An 18,910-nucleotide genomic window follows, 5' to 3' on the forward strand; every position below is an offset into this window, starting at 1 on the left:
GGTGGTTGGTTTAACTGACCACCTGCGGACTTGAAAAAGCCCGCAATAGCCTTCATCTTGTGTTGCAAGCCTATCGGATTTGGATCGATCGAATGACTGACACCCGCAACGGCGAGGACAACGGCAAACTGCTTTATTGCTCCTTCTGTGGCAAAAGCCAGCATGAAGTGCGCAAATTGATTGCCGGCCCCTCGGTCTTTATCTGCGACGAGTGCGTCGACCTGTGCAACGACATCATCCGTGAGGAGGTGCAGGAAGCACAGGCCGAAAGCAGCGCGCATAAATTGCCTTCGCCTAAAGAAATTAGCGGCATCCTTGACCAGTATGTGATTGGTCAAGAGCGTGCAAAAAAGGTTCTGGCCGTAGCGGTGTACAACCACTACAAGCGTTTGAACCAGCGTGACAAGAAAAATGACGACGTCGAACTCGGCAAAAGCAATATCTTGCTGATCGGCCCGACAGGTTCAGGCAAGACCCTGCTGGCCGAAACATTGGCCCGCCTGCTGAATGTGCCGTTCACCATCGCTGACGCAACCACGCTCACCGAAGCCGGTTACGTGGGGGAGGATGTCGAAAACATCATTCAGAAGCTGCTGCAGAAGTGTGATTACGACGTAGAGAAAGCCCAGATGGGTATTGTCTATATCGATGAAATCGACAAGATTTCCCGCAAATCTGACAATCCGTCCATCACCCGGGATGTTTCCGGTGAAGGCGTGCAGCAGGCACTGTTGAAACTGATCGAAGGTACTGTCGCCTCCGTTCCGCCTCAAGGTGGTCGTAAGCATCCTCAACAGGAATTTCTGCAGGTCGACACGCGCAACATCCTGTTTATCTGTGGCGGTGCATTCTCGGGGCTGGAAAAGGTTATTCAGAACCGTTCCACTCGCGGCGGCATCGGCTTCGGCGCAGAGGTTCGCAGCAAGGAAGAGGGCAAAAAAGTCGGCGAATCCCTGCGTGAAGTTGAGCCTGACGATTTGGTCAAGTTCGGCTTGATTCCGGAGTTCGTAGGTCGGTTGCCGGTTCTGGCAACCCTGGACGAACTGGACGAGGCTGCGTTGATGCAGATCCTCACCGAGCCCAAGAATGCCTTGACCAAGCAGTATGCCAAGCTGTTTGAGATGGAAGGCGTTGATCTTGAGTTCCGTGCCGATGCCCTCAAGTCGGTCGCCAAACGCGCCCTTGAGCGTAAGACTGGTGCTCGCGGCCTGCGCTCCATCCTTGAAGGTGTACTGCTCGACACTATGTATGAAATCCCCTCGCAGTCTGAGGTGAGCAAAGTAGTGATCGACGAAAGCGTCATAGAAGGCAAGTCCAAGCCACTGTATATCTACGAAAACAGTGAGCCGACCGCCAAGGCAGCGCCAGACGCCTAAGCGTCACCCTGCTGGAATAAAGAAGGGGCCTTCGGGCCCCTTTGCTTTTACTGTCTTTAAGTGACGCCTTGGAGCTTGTTTTTTTTCAGGGCTGCCCCCATCTTGGCTTCAAGCTTACATCCATCTGTTTACGGCCTTATGGCCGCCGTAGAGGCGAAATCATGAAGACAACCATCGAATTGCCTCTCCTGCCATTGCGTGATGTTGTGGTCTATCCGCACATGGTTATCCCGCTGTTCGTGGGGCGTGAGAAATCTATCGAAGCCCTCGAGGCCGCGATGACGGGCGACAAGCAGATTCTCCTGCTCGCCCAGCGAAATCCCGCTGATGATGATCCTGATGAAGACGCTCTCTATCGTGTAGGCACCGTTGCAACGGTCCTGCAGTTGCTCAAACTGCCCGATGGCACCGTGAAGGTGTTGGTAGAAGGAGAGCAGCGTGGCACCGTGGAGCGCTTCAGTGAAGTTGATGGGCATTGCCGTGCTCAAGTCGCGCTGATTGAAGAGGCGGACGCTCCCGAGCGTGAGTCGGAAGTCTTCGTGCGCAGCCTGCTGTCGCAATTTGAGCAGTACGTACAGTTGGGTAAGAAAGTGCCTGCCGAGGTACTGTCTTCGCTCAACAGCATCGATGAGCCCGGTCGCCTGGTGGATACCATGGCGGCGCATATGGCGCTCAAGATCGAACAGAAGCAGGAAATACTCGAGATTATCGACCTGTCTGCTCGGGTCGAGCATGTATTGGCGTTGTTGGACGCCGAAATTGATCTGCTACAGGTTGAAAAGCGCATTCGTGGGCGCGTGAAGAAGCAGATGGAGCGCAGTCAGCGCGAGTACTACCTGAATGAGCAAATGAAGGCCATTCAGAAAGAATTGGGTGACGGTGACGAAGGTCACAATGAAATTGAAGAGCTGAAAAAGCGTATCGATGCTGCCGGGTTGCCGAAAGATGCAATGACCAAGGCTATGGCTGAGCTGAACAAGCTCAAACAAATGTCGCCGATGTCGGCTGAGGCAACAGTCGTACGTACCTATATCGACTGGTTGGTTCAAGTTCCTTGGAAGGCCCAGAGCAAGGTGCGCCTGGACTTGGCACGTGCCGAAGACATTCTCGACGCTGACCACTATGGCCTTGAAGAGGTCAAGGAACGGATTCTTGAGTACCTCGCCGTACAAAAACGAGTGAAGAAGATCCGCGGCCCTGTGCTGTGCTTGGTCGGCCCTCCTGGTGTAGGTAAAACCTCTTTGGCTGAGTCGATTGCCCACGCAACAAACCGTAAATTCGTACGCATGGCCCTTGGCGGTGTGCGAGACGAGGCAGAAATTCGTGGTCATCGACGGACATACATCGGTTCGATGCCGGGAAGATTGATTCAAAAAATGACGAAAGTGGCAGTGCGCAACCCGCTGTTCTTGCTCGACGAAATCGACAAGATGGGCAACGACATGCGTGGCGATCCGGCCTCGGCATTGCTCGAGGTGCTTGATCCTGAGCAGAACCACAATTTCAACGACCACTACCTTGAAGTCGATTACGACCTCTCCGATGTGATGTTCCTGTGCACGGCGAACTCCATGAACATTCCGGCAGCCTTGCTTGACCGGATGGAAGTCATCCGTCTGCCGGGTTACACGGAGGATGAGAAGATCAACATCGCAGTCAAATACCTCTCACCCAAGCAGATTCAGGCCAATGGCTTGAAAAAGGGCGAGCTGGAATTTGACGCGGAGGCGATTCGCGACATTATCCGCTACTACACACGCGAGGCCGGTGTGCGTGGGTTGGAGCGCCAGATTGCCAAGGTGTGTCGTAAGGCGGTCAAGGAACATGCGTTGGAAAAGCGCTTCTCGGTGAAAGTCACTGCTGACTTGCTTGAGCATTTCCTCGGTGTGCGCAAATTCCGTTATGGCCTTGCTGAGCAGCAGGACCAGATCGGCCAGGTGACAGGCCTTGCCTGGACTCAGGTGGGCGGCGAACTGTTGACTATCGAAGCGGCCGTAGTGCCTGGTAAAGGTCAGCTCATCAAGACCGGTTCGCTGGGCGATGTGATGGTCGAGTCGATCACCGCAGCCCTGACGGTCGTACGCAGTCGTGCGAAAAGTCTGGGTATTCCCCTGGACTTCCACGAGAAGCGTGATACTCACATCCACATGCCGGAAGGGGCCACCCCCAAGGATGGGCCGAGCGCCGGTGTGGGTATGTGCACGGCCTTGGTGTCGGCGCTGACCGGGATTCCTGTACGTGCGGATGTAGCCATGACCGGTGAAATCACTTTGCGTGGCCAGGTGCTCGCTATTGGAGGTCTGAAAGAAAAACTGTTGGCGGCTCATCGCGGTGGAATCAAAACCGTGATAATCCCGGAAGAGAACGTTCGTGATCTGAAGGAAATTCCTGACAACATCAAGCAAGATCTTCAGATTAAACCGGTTAAATGGATTGACGAAGTCCTGCAAATTGCGCTGCAATACGCGCCGGAGCCCTTGCCGGATGTGGCTCCCGAGATAGTTGCAAAGGATGAAAAGCGCGAGTCTGACTCTAAGGAAAGAATTAGCACGCATTAGTACGTATTAGCCTGGGGGGCTTCCTTGACAGCTTTTTAGAGCCCTTGTTATAAAGCGGCTCTTAGGTGCCTGTAGGCCACTCAGCACTCGTTTTTGCTTTTACCAAAAAACTTAGAATCATACTCAATAGATATAAGGGGACTTACGAGTGAACAAGTCGGAATTGATCGAAAAAATCTCTGAAAAAGCTCAAATCTCGAAAGCTACTGCTGGCGTTGTGCTGGACGCAGTGATCGAATCCGTTACTGGCGCACTCACGGCCGGCGACTCTGTTGTACTGGTTGGTTTCGGTACTTTCTCCGTGACTGATCGTCCAGCTCGCATTGGTCGTAACCCACAGACCGGTAAGACACTGGAAATCGCAGCCGCTAAAAAGCCAGGCTTCAAAGCCGGTAAAGCGCTGAAAGAAGCTGTCAACTAAGCCTCCTTCAGGTTTTTTACCTATCCGGGTCGGGGTCATTCCTGACTTGGCAGCGGAGCGGCAGTCCAGTGAGTCAAACGACTTGCTGTGACGCCGGGAGCGCGGATTCGGCTCCCTCTGCTCCGCCAGTTACGAGAAGGCGCATCCTCGGATGCGCCTTTCTTCTATCCGGATTCTACCCACGCTCCACGGTTGTCTAATTTGAAGTACAACCGTTTCTGGGGGACGCATGCTGCAGAATATCAGGGACAATTCACAAGGCTGGATTGCCAAAACCATTATCGGGATCATCGTTGTATTGATGGCATTCACCGGTATCGAGGCCATTTTCCAGGCAACGACCAACAGCCAGGACGCCGCCAAGGTCAATGGTGACGAAATCAGTCAGAACGAGCTGAGCCAGGCGGTCGACATGCAACGTCGGCAACTGATGCAGCAACTGGGCAAGGATTTCGATGCGTCCTTGCTCGACGAACAGATGCTGCGTGAAAGCGCGCTCAAAGGGCTGATCGACCGCAAGCTGTTGCTGCAAGGCGCAGACAAGTCGAAGTTCGCCATCTCCGAGCCGGCGCTGGATCAGGTGATCCTGACCATGCCGGAGTTCCAGGTCGATGGTGCATTCAACGCCGAGCGTTTTGACCAGGTGATTCGTCAGTTGGGCTATAGCCGCCTGCAATTCCGCCAGATGTTGGCCCAGGAAGTGCTGATCGGTCAGGTTCGTGCTGGCTTGGCCGGCAGTGCCTTCGTCACCGACGCCCAGGTACTGGCGTTTGCCCGTCTGGAAAAACAGACCCGTGACTTCGCTTCGTTGAACGTCAAGGCGGACCCGGATGCGGTCAAGTTGACCGACGAAGAGGTCAAGGCCTACTACGACGAGCACGCCAAGGAGTTCATGACGCCGGACCAGGTGGTCATCGATTACCTGGAGTTGAAGAAAGCTTCGTTCTTCGACCAGGTCACTGTCAGCGACGAACAGTTGCAAGCCCAATATCAGAAAGAAACCGCAAACCTGGCTGAACAACGCCGTGCCGCGCACATTCTGATTGAGGTCAACGACAAGCTGAACGAAGCGCAGGCCAAGGCCAAGCTTGAAGAAGTTCAGCAGCGCCTGGCCAAGGGTGAAAGCTTCGAGGCCCTGGCCAAGGAGTTCTCCCAGGACCCAGGTTCTGCCACCAACGGTGGTGACCTCGGTTACGCCGCTCCAGGCGTCTATGACCCCGCGTTTGAGACGGCGCTGTATGCCCTGGGCAAAGATCAGGTTTCAGCCCCGGTGCGCACCGATTTTGGCTGGCATCTCATCAAACTGCTGGGTGTAGAAGCGCCTGAAGTGCCGAGCTTCGCCAGCCTGAAAGACAAGCTGACCCGTGAACTCAAAGCCCAACAGGTCGAGCAGCGTTTCGTCGAGGCGACCAAGCAATTGGAAGACTCCTCCTTTGAAGCGTCTGACCTAGCCCAGCCTGCGCAAGAGCTCAAGCTGACCGTGCACACCTCCGCGCCGTTTGGTCGCGAAGGGGGCGATGGGGTGGCTGCCAGCCGTACCGTGGTGCAGGCGGCGTTCAGTCCGGAAGTGTTGGATGAAGGTGCTAACAGTACCGCCATCGAACTGGACCCGGAAACGGTCGTAGTCGTGCGGGTCAAGGAGCACCGCAAGCCTGAGCAATTGCCGCTCGACGCCGTGTCCGCGAGCATCCGCGCACAGTTGGCCAAAGAGCACGCCAGCGCTGCGGCCAAGACTAAGGCTGAGGAGTTGATCGCCAGCCTGCGTGATGGCAAGACGCCGTTGAACGGTCAGGACTGGAAAGTCGTGCAAGCGGCGACCCGCAGCCAGGAAGGGATCGACCCTACTGTGTTGCAGGCGCTGTTCCGCATGCCTAAGCCTGTATCCAAGGACAAGCCGAACTTCAGCAGCGTCACGCTGGCGGACGGCAGCCTGGTGATCGTGCGCCTGGACGGCGTGAACGAAGCGGCCGCCCCGAGCGAGGACGAGAAGGCACAGATTCGTCGCTTCCTGGCTTCGCGGATTGGTCAGCAGGACTTCACGGCTTACCGCAAGCAATTGGAAAATGAAGCAGACATCAAGAAGTTCTGATGCCTGACTGAGTGTTCGCGCTGTAAAAAAGACCCCGGCCGCAATGCCGGGGTCTTTTTTTGTGCCGTACTCAGCGAACGCTTGGGAAGCCGTGGGCCCGGGCGTCCACGGCGCTTTTCGCGAGCACGGCGTGCCGCAGCGCCCCGATGACCTGGCGGACCACGCCTGCGTTGCGGGTATTTATCGATCATCTGTGTGCGCGACTTTTTCCGGCCATCCTCGGGGCGTAAGCTGGGCGTCGCGCTTAAAGGAAGCGCCCCTGTGTATCGATCTGTTGCACAATACGCCCCGAACCGTTTTGCTCAGGATGCTCAATGTTTAATTCATTCCACAGGCGTGCCTTGCTCCTGGCGCTGGTGATGGCAGGCGTAGCCGGTTGCTCGTCGAAGAAAACCGCCATTTACGAACATGAAAACTTCGCCCAGTCCGGCACCTTTTCGCGCAACTACCCGGTCAGCGACACCGCCAGTTGCGAGGCCGCGCGCCGTGCGCTGCTCAGCCAGGGTTACATCATCACCAGCAGCGACCCCAAACTCATCAGCGGGCACAAAAGCTTTCAACAGACCGGCGACACTCACATGGAGATCAGCTTCAGCGTGGTCTGCGCCGAAGACGGCAGCGCCGGGCACCATGCCACGATGTTCGCCAATGCCCTGCAGGACCGTTATGCGCTGAAGAAGATCAACAACTCCGCCAGCCTGGGCGTTGGGGTGTTGGGTTCGGTGTCGATGCCGATCGGCTCCACCGATGATTCGATGGTCAAGGTCGCCAGCGAGACGGTGTCCTCGCCCAAGTTCTACGAGCGCTTCTTCGCTTTGGTGGAAGTCTTCCTACCCGCTCAGGTGAAGGAAGCTGCCCATATCCCGGAAAAACCCCAGGCCGACCTCGGTATGCCAGAAGCCGCGACTGCAGAGCCTGCACCGCTTGAACCGCCGACGCCCGCGCCGGCCGTGGAGCCTGCGCCCGTGGCCCCGGTGGAGCCCGCCCCGGTAGAGCCTGCATCGCTACCGCAGGAAGCCGCGCCGGCGGCCTCGCAACCGCTGGCGCCACCGGTCGAAGCGGCGCCGATTGCTCCGGCCGCGGCCCCTGAACCGGCCCCTGAGCCAACCCCGCAATCGGCGCCAGACAGCATCACCCCCCCGGTGCAGGACAGCAGCCTGCCGCCGCCCACAGAACCGATCCCGGCATTGCCGGGCAGCGGGCAGTAACCTCGGGTCGCCACGGGCTTGGGCGGGGTCGGATCGACTTAGCAGCGGCTGATGGCCGGCCCCGGTAAATCGCCAACAGCCTGTTGCGTTTAAGAGCTACAGGCGCGATTCATTTTTCCTTCACATCCTCGCCCTATGCTCAAACCCAGACTCAGCGAACCCAGAGGTTTGGACAATGGACGACTATCAGGAAGAACTGCTCGAATTCCAGGCGTTTGAACACGACCCGAGCGAGGACGCTACGGAGCTTTGAGCCGCAAGCGGCAAGCAGGTGCGGCACTTGCAGCTAGCCGCTTGCAGCTCCCCCTCCTATCCGTTGCGCCCGGCGAAATTCCCCCGGCGTCTGGCTGTTCCACCGTTTGAACGCGCGTTGGAAGGCTTCGGCCGAGGCGAAGCCGAGCAGGTAGGCGATTTCGCCGAACGCCAGTTCGGTGTCGCGGATGTAGGTCATGGCCAGGTCGCGGCGGGTGTCGTTGAGGATGGCGCGAAATTGCGTGCCTTCTTCGGCGAGTTTGCGGCGCAGGGTCCAGGTCGGCAGTTTCAGGCGGGCTGCCACTTCTTCCAGGTCGGGTTCCCGACCGCCACTGAGCAATGGCCCCAGCAGGGCGATGATGCGTTCGCGCAGGCTGCGGGTGCGGGTCAGTTGTTCCAGTTCCCGTTCGCATAATTGCAGCAAGTGCCGCCAGGTACTGGGGCAGTGCACCGGGTTGCGTAGAGCCAGGCTAGCCTGGCCCAGGCGCAGCTGGTTGTGCTCGGCGGCAAAATACAGCGGGCAATTGCCGAGCACGGCATAGGCCTGGCGGTAGGGCGGCTCAGTGAATTCGATGTCGATGCGTTCGGCCAGCAGGGTTTGCCCGGCGACGCGGGACAACTGCTGCAACCAACTGGTGATGATCGAATCCACCACGAAGCGGTTGTAGGCGTTGTAGGGGCTGATGGAGTAAAAGCGCAGCCACGCGCCTCGGGCATCTTCATGGAAGCTCGATTGGCCGCGGTAGTTGGTGCCGTACAACGCTTCAAAGCGAATCAGGCAGCGGGCCGCCTCGCGCACGGTGGGCGCCTGGGCGGCGGTGACGCCGGCCAGCCCCAGTTGCTCCAGGCGACTGAGCCGGCCCATGCGCAGGCCCAGGGCCGCATCGTCGGTCAATTGAATGGCAGCGTGGCCCAGGCGCATGTAGCGCGGGATCGACAGCCGCGCCCCCGCTTGCCCGAGCCTGGCGCTGTCCAAACCGTATTGATCGAGCAGCGGTTGCGGGTTCAGGCCATGGCTGGCCACGGCGTCGGCCAGGCTTTGGACGAAGCCCACCGACAAGTCCCCGAGGCGCATCGGCTGGGGTTTCATGGCTTACAACCAGAGGTTGAGCAGGCGCGCCACGGGGGCGCTTGGCGCTGTGAAGGCCTGGGCGCCCTGGCGGATCACGCTGATTCCGCCCAGGCGTTGTTCCCAGAACTGGCCGTGGCTGAACACGCTGATGCTCGCGGTGCCCTGTTGGCCGAGCAGGGGCGCCAGTTGCGCCGGGGCCAGCCCGGCGCCTTGCCACGGGGCCAGCCCTGTGAAGGCCACCGGCGCGGCCACCAGTTTCACGCCTTGGGCATCGAGTTGGCGGTAGTTCTGCAGTTCGGTGCTGGCGTTACCCAGCAACAGGCCCAAGGGCCCGGCGGGGGTGGGGAAGACCTGCAACGGCTGCGCCTCGGCGCCGGGCCGGGCCTGGCGTTGGGGCTGGCCGATGGGGAGGCCGTCGCGGCCGAATACCAGCGCGCTGTTGTAGAGCGCGCCGCTGCCAACGACCAGTACGCCGTTGCGCACGCTGGGCTCGGGCAGTACCACGGAGCCGGCCACCAGGGTTACGCCGAATTCCCGGGCCAAGCCGCCGAACAGTTGTTGATAGTCCGCCGCCACACCCGCGGCCTTCATGCGCAGGTAGCTGTCTTGCAGCCTGCCGGGGCCTTGGGCGCCGACAAAGGCGCGGGCGAACGCCACTGGGTTGCTCGCTGCCAGCCAATTCAGCGCCTGGGCCTGGTTGGCGGCTTGGTACAGCTCGTCTTTCTCACCGCCCAGTAGCAGCCAGGTGCCGATGTGCTCGGGCAGCACGACGATGGTTTTTTCATTGAGCAGGTGCTGTTCGCGGGCCTGCTGCAAGTAGGCGCCGAGCTTGCGCTGCAGACGTTGCGGGTTCTGGTAGTCGGTGGCGAACAGCAACGGTTCGATGCCTAGCAGGTTGCCGCGCTCGCCTGGGGTGCCCTGGTTCACTGCGACCATGCTACGCAGGTCCGACAGGTAGTGGCCCGCCGGGCGCTTGGTGGTCCACAGGCCATAGGTGGTGAGGGCGGCGGCCAGGGCCGCGATGAAGATCAAGCAAAGCAATTTGCGCATGGAGAAGCAGTCGGCGGCCGTGGGCGAGTGGGCCTCTAGGTTAGGACTGCCGGGCGCGATTGCCAAGGGGCGCTGCGCATTTGGATCAATAAGTTGTCAGTTACGGTCATTGAGTGGCCCGGTGCCTGCTCTTAGGCTGGCGAGCATGCCTGACGCACGCCGCAAGAGCCTGCGCAGTTTCCCGTGATTGCTTGTTGTGGAGCTTCCAATGACCGCCGCTCATTACCCGCACCTGTTGGCCCCGCTGGACCTGGGTTTTACCACGTTGCGCAACCGCACCCTGATGGGGTCGATGCACACCGGCCTGGAAGAAAAACCCGGTGGCTTCGAGCGCATGGCCGCGTACTTTGCCGAGCGCGCCCGCGGCGGTGTGGGCTTGATGGTCACCGGCGGCATTGGCCCCAACGATGAAGGCGGGGTGTATTCCGGCGCCGCCAAGCTGACCACCGAGGCCGAGGCCTTGCAGCACCAGATCGTCACCCGCGCCGTGCATGAGGCGGGCGGCAAGATCTGCATGCAGATCCTCCACGCCGGGCGTTATGCCTATAGCCCCAAGCAAGTTGCGCCCAGTGCGATCCAGGCGCCGATCAACCCGTTCAAGCCCAAGGAGCTGGACGAGGCAGGCATCGAGAAGCAGATCAGCGACTTCGTCACCTGCTCGGTGCTGGCCCAGGTCGCCGAGTACGACGGCGTCGAGATCATGGGCTCGGAGGGGTATTTCATTAACCAATTCCTCGCCGCCCACACCAACCATCGCACCGACCGCTGGGGTGGTTCCTACGAAAACCGTATGCGTTTGCCGGTGGAAATCGTGCGCCGCGTGCGTGAGGCGGTAGGGCCGAACTTCATCATCATTTTCCGTCTGTCCATGCTTGACCTGGTGGAAGGTGGCAGCACCTGGGCAGAAATCGTGCAACTGGCCAAGGCCATCGAGCAGGCCGGCGCGACCATCATCAATACCGGCATCGGCTGGCACGAAGCGCGCATCCCCACCATTGCCACCAAGGTGCCGCGTGCCGCATTCAGCAAAGTCACCGCCAAGTTGCGCGGCGAAGTGGCGATCCCGCTGATTACCACCAACCGCATCAACACCCCGGAAGTGGCCGAGCAGATCCTGGCCGAGGGCGACGCCGACATGGTGTCCATGGCGCGCCCATTCCTCGCCGACCCGGACTTCGTCAACAAGGCCGCCGCCGGCCGGGGCGACGAGATCAACACCTGCATCGGCTGCAACCAGGCGTGCCTGGACCACACCTTCGGCGGCAAATTGACCACCTGCCTGGTCAACCCCCGCGCCTGCCACGAAACCGAGCTCAACTACCTGGCGGTGCAGCAGGTGAAGAAAATCGCTGTGGTCGGCGCCGGCCCCGCAGGCCTGGCCGCGGCCACCGTGGCCGCCGAGCGCGGGCACCAGGTGACCCTGTTCGATTCGGCCAGCGAAATCGGCGGCCAGTTCAACGTCGCCAAGCGCGTGCCGGGCAAGGAAGAGTTCTTCGAAACCCTGCGCTATTTCAAGCGCAAGCTGCAGACCACCCACGTCGAGCTGTGCCTGAACACCCGGGTGGACGTTGCCCAACTGGTAGCCGGCGGCTATGACGAAATTATCCTGGCCACCGGCATCGCCCCGCGCCTGCCGGCCATTCCCGGGGTGGAACATGCCAAGGTACTGAGTTACCTGGACGTCATCCTGGAACGCAAACCGGTGGGCAAGCGCGTGGCGGTGATCGGCGCTGGCGGCATTGGTTTTGACGTGTCCGAGTTCCTCGTGCATGAGGGCGTGGCTACCAGCCAGGATCGCGAAGCGTTCTGGCGCGAATGGGGCATCGATACGGCCCTTGAGGCCCGTGGCGGCGTGGCGGGCATCAAGGCCCAACCCCATGCCCCGGCACGCGAGGTGTTCTTGCTGCAACGCAAAAAATCCAAGGTCGGCGACGGCTTGGGCAAGACCACCGGTTGGATCCACCGCACGGGCCTGAAGAACAAGCAGGTGCAAATGCTCAACAGCGTCGAGTACCTGAAGATCGACGATGAGGGCCTGCATATCCGCATCGGCGAAACCGGCGAACCCCAACTGCTGGCGGTGGACAACATCGTTATCTGCGCCGGCCAGGACCCACTGCGCGAGCTGCATGAAGGCCTGCTGGCCGCCGGGCAGAGCGTGCACCTGATCGGTGGCGCTGACGTGGCCGCCGAACTGGACGCCAAACGGGCCATCAACCAAGGCTCGCGCCTCGCCGCCGAGCTCTGACCCCCCTGTAGCAAGTGGGCTCGCCCGCTTGCTACAGGCGTATTCAAGTAGAATGCCGGGTCTTTCCCATGGGTCCGGCCTTTATGTTTTCTCCTCCCGCCGACTGGCATCCCTGCGCTCCCCTGCAAGCCCTGCGCCTGGAATGGCTCGCGGCCGCCGGGGTCGAGGTGGCCGTATTGCGCCTGGATTGCATCGACGCGCTTATCAGCGGCAATAAGTGGTTCAAGCTCAGCGAGCACCTGGCCGCCGCCGACCAAGTGAACGCGGCAGGGGTCATCAGCCTGGGCGGTGCTCATTCCAACCACCTGCATGCCTTGGCGGCGGCGGGCCAACGCTTTGGTTTCGCCACCGCGGGCCTGCTGCGCGGCCATGCCCAGGACACCCCCACTGTGCTCGACCTCAAGGCCTGGGGCATGCACCTGCATTGGCTGGGTTATGGCGGTTACCGGGCGCGCCACGATGCGGATTTCTGGCAACCGTGGCAGGCCCGCTACCCGGGGTTCTACCCCGTGCCGGAGGGCGGCGGTGGGTTGGCCGGCGCCCGCGGCTGCCGGGTGTTGCGCCAACAGGTGAGCCAGCAATTGGCCGCCCTGGGCTGGGGTGATTTTGATGGCTGGTGGCTGGCCTGTGGCACCGGCACCACGTTGGCGGGCCTGGTGCTGGCCGAGCAGGGCGCACGCACCGTGCACGGCGCGCTGGCGGTGCCGGCGGGCCATGGCGTGGCGCAGCAAGTGGCGGCGATCCTGCGCGCCGCCGGCGCCCATGACCACGGCTATGCCCTGATCGACGCCAGCCGTGGTGGTTTTGCCCGGGTCGATGAGGCCCTGCTGGCCTTTATCGACGCCGCCGAACAGGCCAGCGGCCTACTGCTGGAGCCGCTTTACACCGGCAAGGCGTTGCTGGCGTTGCAGCAAGCGGTGGCGGCGGGGCGCTTTGCGCGCGGCACGCGGTTGGTGTTTGTGCACACCGGCGGCTTGCAGGGGCGCCGGGGCATCGCCATGGCGACCGGTGGGTAGCTGCACGTGCGGGGGCGGGGTGAGCGGCTCGGGCGTTTGTGTTTGTTCAACTGCCGTCATGAGGGGCACGGCGCTTTGCGTAGATTTTATTGTCGATATCGCTGCGTGGCGCTGGGCAACTTTTAGTTGTGCAAGTTACACCGGTAATGCCCGTTCTTATTCATTGCGCCGGCGCGGCCACAGCCTTGTAAGTTCATGGCCGCTGATTTAATAGAGTGGACTAATAGATTTAAGACAAGGTGATAAAGAGGATGCCCGCCAACCCACTGTTCAAGTCGCTGGCGGACAAAGCGTGCACTTTTCAGCCGCGCTTTGGCGCCATGCGCCGTAGGGTGTTATCCCCCAGCACATAGTGGTGATACAACCCCGCCACCGCGTGCAAGCCGATCAGCCAATAACCGATGGTTCCGCCCAGCACGTGCCAGCCTTCGATCTGCTCGGCCAGGTCCTTGTTTTCGTCTATCAGCAGCGGCAACTCGATGCCGTAGAACAGCACGTGGTGGCCCGCTGCACTGGTGACGAGCCAACCCATGATCGGCATGGCGATCATGAACACGTAGAGTGCGCAGTGCATCAGGCTCGCCAGCAGGCTTTGCCATTTGGGCGGCGGTGGCAGGATCCGTGGCGTGGCGCTCAGGGCGCGGCCCAGCAGGCGTAGCCACACCAGCACGAACACCGTCAGGCCCAGCATGAAGTGGGCTTCTTTTATCAGGGTGCGGCCTTCGGTGCCCTTGGGGAACAGGCCGCGCAGTTCGATGGTGGCGAACACCACAGCCAGCAGTACCAGCATCAGCCAGTGCAACGTAATCGAGAGCGTGCTGTAACGCGAACTCGGGTTGATGAAATTCATGGGCTTTCCTCGTTTATCAGGTCTGAAGCCTCCGTTCTTGTTTGACGGAGTGGCGCTACTGTAATCCCGTTTGCCCGGCAAAACCTGAGTGAGGTCAGGTTTTTCGAGAAAAAACTGAAACCCTGCCTGTTTGTTAGTTAAGTCTGAAGTTGAATGGTAAGTATTCCGTATGTGGCTGTGTAATGTCGCCCGAGGCTGTAAGTGGGTTCTGTTTTTTTTGTTGTCTGTGCCGGCGTGTTGAACTGGCGGGCAGCGTTATTAATAGTGGGTGCGCATCCGTAGGGTGCGAAGTGATAAACACAATATTAATTAAGGAATGAATATGGATCAGTGCTTGGACGCAATGGTGCGCGGTGAAGTGAAAACCTATACCTGGGGAACCCTGGGCGCCGACGGTTCAAAACAGTACAACAATGGGGCCATTCAGTATGCCGACGGCACCCTGGAGTTTTGTGGGTTGACCTTCTACCCCGACGGCGTGGTGATCGATGCCGAGGGGCAGCAGGTCGGTTTGGTGGAATCCGCGTGCGAGGTGTTAACCGAGACCACGGTGGTCGACGAGTTACCGGCCCCGGTCGAGCCTGCCGTCGAGACGCCAACCCCGCCACCCCAGCTGGAAGAGGCCCGCGAGTCACTGCCGGACCCCATCGAGCCCGTGCTCGAAGAGCCCCTGCCAAACCCCGTGCCGGGGCTTGAGGAACAACCACCCGCGCCCGACAGCGATGTCGAACTGACCCAGCCCGACGGTGCTCCGGGCCGCTAACGGCCACTGGCCTGCGCTGAAATGCACAATGGCGCAGCAGGCGAAAACCTGCTGCGCCATGGGTGTCGCGGTCGGTCAGTGGCCCTGGGGCATTTCACCGCGCGCCAGGCGCTGGTTGATGTCGGCGATCACCTGGGGCAGGTCGGTGATGGTGTCGATCATGTAGTGCGGGCGTGAACCCTTGAACAGGGCCTGGATGCGCTTGCGCTCGCTGTCCAGGGTGGCACTGTCCAGGGCCCGGTAGCCCTCGTAGGTCAGGCCCAGGGCGTTGCCCGAGCAGGTCAGCGCCACCGTCCACATGCCGGCGCTGCGGCCTTCGAGGATGCCCGGCACGGTGTCGTCGATTTTCACGCATGCCGCTACGTCGCTGATGCCCAGGGCGATCACGTTGGCCAGGGCCTGGGCCGGCCATGGGCGGCCGTTGGGCACTTCGTCGGTGGCGACCACGTGGTCGGCGACATAGCCATTGCTGGCCGCCAGCTCCACCACTTTATCCATCACCTGCTTGGGGTAGCCGGAGCAGGAACCGATCTTGATCCCTTGCCCGCGCAGGGCCGCGATGGTGTCCAGGGCGCCGGGGATCAACGCCGAATGCTCGGCGATTTTCTCGATCTGCAATGGCATGAAGCGCTGGTAGATGGCTGTGACGTCGTCGTCGGTGGGCGTGCGGCCGAACACCTGACGGTAGCGCTCGGCCACCTGGGGCTGGTTGCAGAGGGTGCGGATGTGGTCCCACTTGCCCATGCCCATCGGGCCGCGGGCTTCTTCGATGGAAACCTGCACGTCGAACTCGGCGAAGGCCTCGACAAAAATCTGCGTCGGCGCAAAAGAGCCGAAATCGACCACGGTGCCGGCCCAGTCGAGGATGGCGGCTTGCAGTTGGCTTGGTTGGCTGTAGTTCATGGTGGGCGGTGTCCTGAGGAAATGGGTTAGGGCTTTTGTGGGATTCGGCGGGTGTTGAAGCAGGCCTTTATGGGAGCGGGTCAGCAGTCGAGCACTTCCATCTCCCGCAAAACCTGGGCGATGGCCGCGACCGCGGCGCGCATTTCGCCTTCGTTGACGTGGCCGATGCAGCCCACGCGGAAGGTCTCGACCTGGGTCAACTTGCCCGGGTAGAGGATGAAACCCTTGGCCTTGACCCGTTCGTAGAACGCCTTGAACTGGTAGCGCGGGCTGTCGGGCGCGTGGAAGGTGATGATGATCGGCGCCTGGATCGCGCTGGGCAGGAAGCTGCGCAGGCCCAGGGCGGCCATGTCATCGAGCAGCACCTGGCAGTTGGCCGCGTAGCGCTGGTGGCGTACCGCCAGGCCCCCTTCTTCCTGGTACTGCAACAAGGCTTCGTGCAGGGCCGCGACCACATGGGTCGGCGGGGTGAAGCGCCACTGGCCGGTCTTGGCCATGTAGGCGTGCTGGTCGTACAGGTCCATGGCCAGGGAGTGGCAGTTACCGGCCGACTCGGCCAGCGCGGTTTTGCGGGCGAAGACAAACCCCATGCCCGGCACGCCTTCCAGGCATTTGCCGCTGGCGGCGATCAGCGCGTCGAACGGCACCTGGCGAGCGTCGATAGGCAGGGCGCCGAAGGAGCTCATGGCATCGATAATCAGGCGTTTACCGTGGCGGGCCACCACTTGGGCAATCTCCTGCAACGGGTTGAGGATGCCGGTGCTGGTTTCGCAGTGGATCAGCGCCACGTGGGTCAGGCCCGGGTCGGCCAGCAGCAGGCGCTCGACATCGGCGGCGGTGGTGGGCTGGTCTTCGGCGGTTTCAAAGGTGCTGAACGGGCGCCCCAGCACTTCGCAGATCTTCGCCAGGCGCTTGCCGTAGGCGCCGTTTATCAGCACCAGCACCTTGCCATCGCGGGGCACCAAGGTGCCGATGGCCGCTTCCACCGAGAAGGTGCCGCTGCCTTGCAGGGGAACGCAGTGATGGCTGTCGGCGCCGTGGAGGATAGCCAGCAGTTGTTCGCAGACGCTGGCGGTCAGTTGGTTGAAGCGCTCATCCCACGAACCCCAATCGACCATCATCGCCTGGCGGGTGCGGGCCGAGGTGGTCAGTGGGCCCGGGGTAAGCAGGATGGGTTCGGCAATACTCATTCTCGTGTCCTCGCAGTTCGTGGGATGACGCTACGGGACATAAATTGCAGTTTGCCCTACCATCAATCAAATTGTTTGTTGTTATGCCAGTCATAAGTGAGGCCGATAGGTATGAACTTGTTCCAGCTCCGTGCGTTCGATGCCGTGGCCCGCGAAGGCAGTTTCACCCGGGCGGCGGCGCGGTTGTTCATCAGCCAACCGGCGGTGACCGGGCACATCAAAGCGCTGGAGGAGCACTACCAGATCACCCTGCTGCGCCGCACCGCGCGGCGGGTGGAACTGACGGAGGAGGGCACCAAGTTGGCGGCCATCACCCGCGCCATGTTCGGCCTGGCCGAAGAAGCCCAGGCGATGCTGGAGGCCAACCGGCAGTTGCTCACCGGGCGCCTGGAGGTGGCGGCGGACGGCCCGCACATGGTCATGCCCATGCTCGCCAGCCTGCGCGCGCGCTACCCGGGGATCACCGTCAACCTGCGCCTGGGCAACGCCCAGGAAACCCTGGCGGCGTTGTTGTCGGAACACGCCGACGTGGCGGTGCTCACCGAGGTCGAACCGCGCAAGGGCCTGCACCTGCAAGCCCTGAGCGAGTCGCGCATCTGCGCCCTGGTGCCCCAGGGCCATCCGTGGCAGGCGTTGCCCGACGGCATCGACATTGCCCTGCTGGACCAGGTCATCATGGTGCTGCGCGAGCCCAGCTCCATCACCCGCCGCACCTTCGACGCGGCCTGCGCCCAGGCCCGGGTCAGCCCACGGGTGTTGCTGGAACTGGACAGCCGCGAGGCCGTCACCGAAGCGGTGGCGGCGCAACTGGGCGTGGGGGTGGTGTCATCGGTGGAAGTCAGCCACGACCCCCGGGTGGCGGCGGTGCCGATCAACGGCGCAGGGCTGCTCAACCGGCACATGATCGGCTGCATGGAGCGGCGCCGGGACCTGCGCCTGATCCAGGCCTTCCTGGCGTTGGCGGTGTAGCGGCCTCGGGCCTGTGGCAGCCTTCAAGCCACTATTGCCCCAGGCTCTCACGCACCATGTCGAGAAAGGTCGCCACCACCCGCCGCGAGCTTTGTTCGCGCAGGCACACCAGGGTTTCGGTCAGGCGCCGGGTGCAGTCGGTGATGGGCAGGGCGCACACCCGTGCATCGGCGCCGAACTCGGCGGCTGACACCACGCCCACGCCAATCCCCACCACCACCGCCTCGCGGGCGGCTTCGCGGCCTTCGACCTGGATCGCCGGGCGGATGCGGTAACCGGCGCGGCTCATTTCTTCTTCCAGGGTCTGGCGGGTCACCGAGCCGGTTTCGCGCAGCACCAGGGGCGTGTCGTCCAGGTCCGCCAGGCAGATGGATTCACGGCTGGCCCAGGGGTGGCTGCGGGCCACGAACGCCACCATCGGGTCGTTGCGCAAGGCCAGCGACAGCAGCCGTTCGTCACTCACTTCGCGCCCCAGCAAGGCCAGATCGGCCTGGTAGCTGAACAGCCGTGCCAGGGATTCGTCGGTGTTGCCCGTCTCGATTTTCACGCTGATGCCCGGGTAGCGCTCGCAGAACCGGGCGATTTGCGGCAGCACATGCACCGGCGCGTCCACGGCCAGGACCAGGCTGCCGGTTTGCAGGGCGCGCGAGTCTTGCAGCAGTTCCTGGGCCTCGGCCTCGATCACGAACAGGCGCTGGGTGATGCCCAGCAGGCGTTCGCCCAAGTCGGTGAGGTGCACCGAGCGCTTGTTGCGGTGGAACAACAGCACACCAAAGCGCTCTTCGAGTTTGCGCACCTGGTCGGAAATCGCCGGTTGGGTGAGGAATAGCTTCGCGGCGGCGCGGGTGAAGCTGCCATGCACGGCGACCGCATGGAACGCCTTGAGCTGGGCGTGGGAGACCGACATGGGAATACCTCTTACAAGCTGAACTTATATTTGAAATA

The 18,910-nt window shown here is 61.5% G+C and carries 15 protein-coding genes; 9 read left to right on the forward strand and 6 right to left on the reverse strand.

Features of this window, described 5'->3' with window-relative positions; all coding sequences use genetic code 11:
- Positions 1-92 precede the first annotated feature (92 nt).
- The 5 genes from clpX to CKW13_RS19720 all read left to right on the forward strand — a co-directional run bounded on the left by clpX (position 93) and on the right by CKW13_RS19720 (position 7,652).
- Positions 93-1,376, forward strand: coding sequence for an ATP-dependent Clp protease ATP-binding subunit ClpX (clpX, locus tag CKW13_RS19700; RefSeq protein ID WP_095110446.1), 1,284 nt, complete (start codon positions 93-95; stop codon positions 1,374-1,376).
- 161 nt (positions 1,377-1,537) lie between these two features.
- Positions 1,538-3,934: an endopeptidase La gene (gene lon / locus CKW13_RS19705; protein WP_095110447.1), complete on the forward strand. Its 2,397-nt coding sequence runs from the start codon at positions 1,538-1,540 to the stop codon at positions 3,932-3,934.
- Positions 3,935-4,082: 148 nt separating this feature from the next.
- Positions 4,083-4,355 carry an HU family DNA-binding protein gene (locus tag CKW13_RS19710; RefSeq protein ID WP_095110448.1) on the forward strand — a complete coding sequence of 91 codons (273 nt, stop codon included), beginning with the start codon at positions 4,083-4,085 and terminating at the stop codon, positions 4,353-4,355.
- A 229-nt stretch (positions 4,356-4,584) separates the two neighbouring features.
- Positions 4,585-6,444, forward strand: coding sequence for a SurA N-terminal domain-containing protein (locus CKW13_RS19715; protein WP_095110449.1), 1,860 nt, complete (start codon positions 4,585-4,587; stop codon positions 6,442-6,444).
- A gap of 314 nt (positions 6,445-6,758) precedes the next feature.
- Positions 6,759-7,652: a DUF2242 domain-containing protein gene (locus tag CKW13_RS19720; protein WP_095110450.1), complete on the forward strand. Its 894-nt coding sequence runs from the start codon at positions 6,759-6,761 to the stop codon at positions 7,650-7,652.
- A 286-nt stretch (positions 7,653-7,938) separates the two neighbouring features.
- Here CKW13_RS19720 and CKW13_RS19725 read toward each other — a convergent pair whose 3' ends face one another.
- Positions 7,939-8,994 (reverse strand): AraC family transcriptional regulator, encoded by a 1,056-nt coding sequence (locus CKW13_RS19725; RefSeq protein WP_095110451.1) that lies wholly within the window; start codon positions 8,992-8,994, stop codon positions 7,939-7,941.
- Positions 8,995-8,997: 3 nt separating this feature from the next.
- Entirely contained in the window at positions 8,998-10,026 is a 1,029-nt protein-coding gene (locus CKW13_RS19730) for a carbon-nitrogen hydrolase family protein (RefSeq protein WP_095110452.1), read from the reverse strand.
- 208 nt (positions 10,027-10,234) lie between these two features.
- Between CKW13_RS19730 and CKW13_RS19735 the strand changes: the two genes are divergently transcribed.
- Positions 10,235-12,274, forward strand: coding sequence for an NADPH-dependent 2,4-dienoyl-CoA reductase (locus CKW13_RS19735; RefSeq protein WP_095110453.1), 2,040 nt, complete (start codon positions 10,235-10,237; stop codon positions 12,272-12,274).
- A gap of 83 nt (positions 12,275-12,357) precedes the next feature.
- A complete protein-coding gene (locus tag CKW13_RS19740) occupies positions 12,358-13,290 on the forward strand; it encodes a 1-aminocyclopropane-1-carboxylate deaminase/D-cysteine desulfhydrase (protein ID WP_095110577.1) in 933 nt (310 codons plus the stop codon).
- A gap of 301 nt (positions 13,291-13,591) precedes the next feature.
- Here the strand turns inward: CKW13_RS19740 and CKW13_RS19745 are convergent, their stop codons facing one another.
- Positions 13,592-14,140, reverse strand: a complete 549-nt coding sequence (locus CKW13_RS19745) for a cytochrome b (protein WP_095110454.1) — start codon at positions 14,138-14,140, stop codon at positions 13,592-13,594.
- Between the two features lie 322 nt (positions 14,141-14,462).
- Here CKW13_RS19745 and CKW13_RS19750 point away from each other — a divergent pair, with 322 nt between their 5' ends.
- Entirely contained in the window at positions 14,463-14,903 is a 441-nt protein-coding gene (locus tag CKW13_RS19750) for a hypothetical protein (protein WP_095110455.1), read from the forward strand.
- A gap of 75 nt (positions 14,904-14,978) precedes the next feature.
- Here CKW13_RS19750 and phnX read toward each other — a convergent pair whose 3' ends face one another.
- The gene (phnX, locus tag CKW13_RS19755; RefSeq protein WP_095110456.1) at positions 14,979-15,806 is read right to left on the reverse strand and encodes a phosphonoacetaldehyde hydrolase; all 828 of its coding nucleotides are present in this window, start codon (positions 15,804-15,806) and stop codon (positions 14,979-14,981) included.
- Positions 15,807-15,886: 80 nt separating this feature from the next.
- Positions 15,887-16,996, reverse strand: a complete 1,110-nt coding sequence (locus CKW13_RS19760; RefSeq protein WP_095110457.1) for a 2-aminoethylphosphonate--pyruvate transaminase — start codon at positions 16,994-16,996, stop codon at positions 15,887-15,889.
- Between the two features lie 111 nt (positions 16,997-17,107).
- On the opposite strand from CKW13_RS19760, the gene CKW13_RS19765 reads away from it, so the two are divergent.
- The gene (locus CKW13_RS19765) at positions 17,108-17,965 is read left to right on the forward strand and encodes a LysR substrate-binding domain-containing protein (protein WP_095110458.1); all 858 of its coding nucleotides are present in this window, start codon (positions 17,108-17,110) and stop codon (positions 17,963-17,965) included.
- Between the two features lie 31 nt (positions 17,966-17,996).
- Here the strand turns inward: CKW13_RS19765 and CKW13_RS19770 are convergent, their stop codons facing one another.
- Complete coding sequence (locus CKW13_RS19770) at positions 17,997-18,872, reverse strand: LysR substrate-binding domain-containing protein (RefSeq protein WP_095110459.1); 876 nt, start codon at positions 18,870-18,872, stop codon at positions 17,997-17,999.
- Positions 18,873-18,910: the final 38 nt, after the last annotated feature.

The organism is Pseudomonas sp. Irchel 3E20, assembly GCF_900187645.1.
Classification (GTDB): domain Bacteria; phylum Pseudomonadota; class Gammaproteobacteria; order Pseudomonadales; family Pseudomonadaceae; genus Aquipseudomonas.

Excerpts from the sequence above, each read along its gene's own strand:
- clpX (WP_095110446.1), top strand. The coding sequence starts at position 93 with ATGACTGACACCCGCAACGGCGAGGACAACGGCAAACTGCTTTATTGC.
- lon (WP_095110447.1), top strand. The coding sequence starts at position 1,538 with ATGAAGACAACCATCGAATTGCCTCTCCTGCCATTGCGTGATGTTGTG.
- CKW13_RS19715 (WP_095110449.1), top strand. The coding sequence starts at position 4,585 with ATGCTGCAGAATATCAGGGACAATTCACAAGGCTGGATTGCCAAAACC.
- CKW13_RS19720 (WP_095110450.1), top strand. The coding sequence starts at position 6,759 with ATGTTTAATTCATTCCACAGGCGTGCCTTGCTCCTGGCGCTGGTGATG.
- CKW13_RS19725 (WP_095110451.1), bottom strand. The coding sequence starts at position 8,994 with ATGAAACCCCAGCCGATGCGCCTCGGGGACTTGTCGGTGGGCTTCGTC.
- CKW13_RS19730 (WP_095110452.1), bottom strand. The coding sequence starts at position 10,026 with ATGCGCAAATTGCTTTGCTTGATCTTCATCGCGGCCCTGGCCGCCGCC.
- CKW13_RS19735 (WP_095110453.1), top strand. The coding sequence starts at position 10,235 with ATGACCGCCGCTCATTACCCGCACCTGTTGGCCCCGCTGGACCTGGGT.
- CKW13_RS19740 (WP_095110577.1), top strand. The coding sequence starts at position 12,358 with ATGTTTTCTCCTCCCGCCGACTGGCATCCCTGCGCTCCCCTGCAAGCC.
- CKW13_RS19745 (WP_095110454.1), bottom strand. The coding sequence starts at position 14,140 with ATGAATTTCATCAACCCGAGTTCGCGTTACAGCACGCTCTCGATTACG.
- CKW13_RS19750 (WP_095110455.1), top strand. The coding sequence starts at position 14,463 with ATGGATCAGTGCTTGGACGCAATGGTGCGCGGTGAAGTGAAAACCTAT.
- phnX (WP_095110456.1), bottom strand. The coding sequence starts at position 15,806 with ATGAACTACAGCCAACCAAGCCAACTGCAAGCCGCCATCCTCGACTGG.
- CKW13_RS19760 (WP_095110457.1), bottom strand. The coding sequence starts at position 16,996 with ATGAGTATTGCCGAACCCATCCTGCTTACCCCGGGCCCACTGACCACC.
- CKW13_RS19765 (WP_095110458.1), top strand. The coding sequence starts at position 17,108 with ATGAACTTGTTCCAGCTCCGTGCGTTCGATGCCGTGGCCCGCGAAGGC.
- CKW13_RS19770 (WP_095110459.1), bottom strand. The coding sequence starts at position 18,872 with ATGTCGGTCTCCCACGCCCAGCTCAAGGCGTTCCATGCGGTCGCCGTG.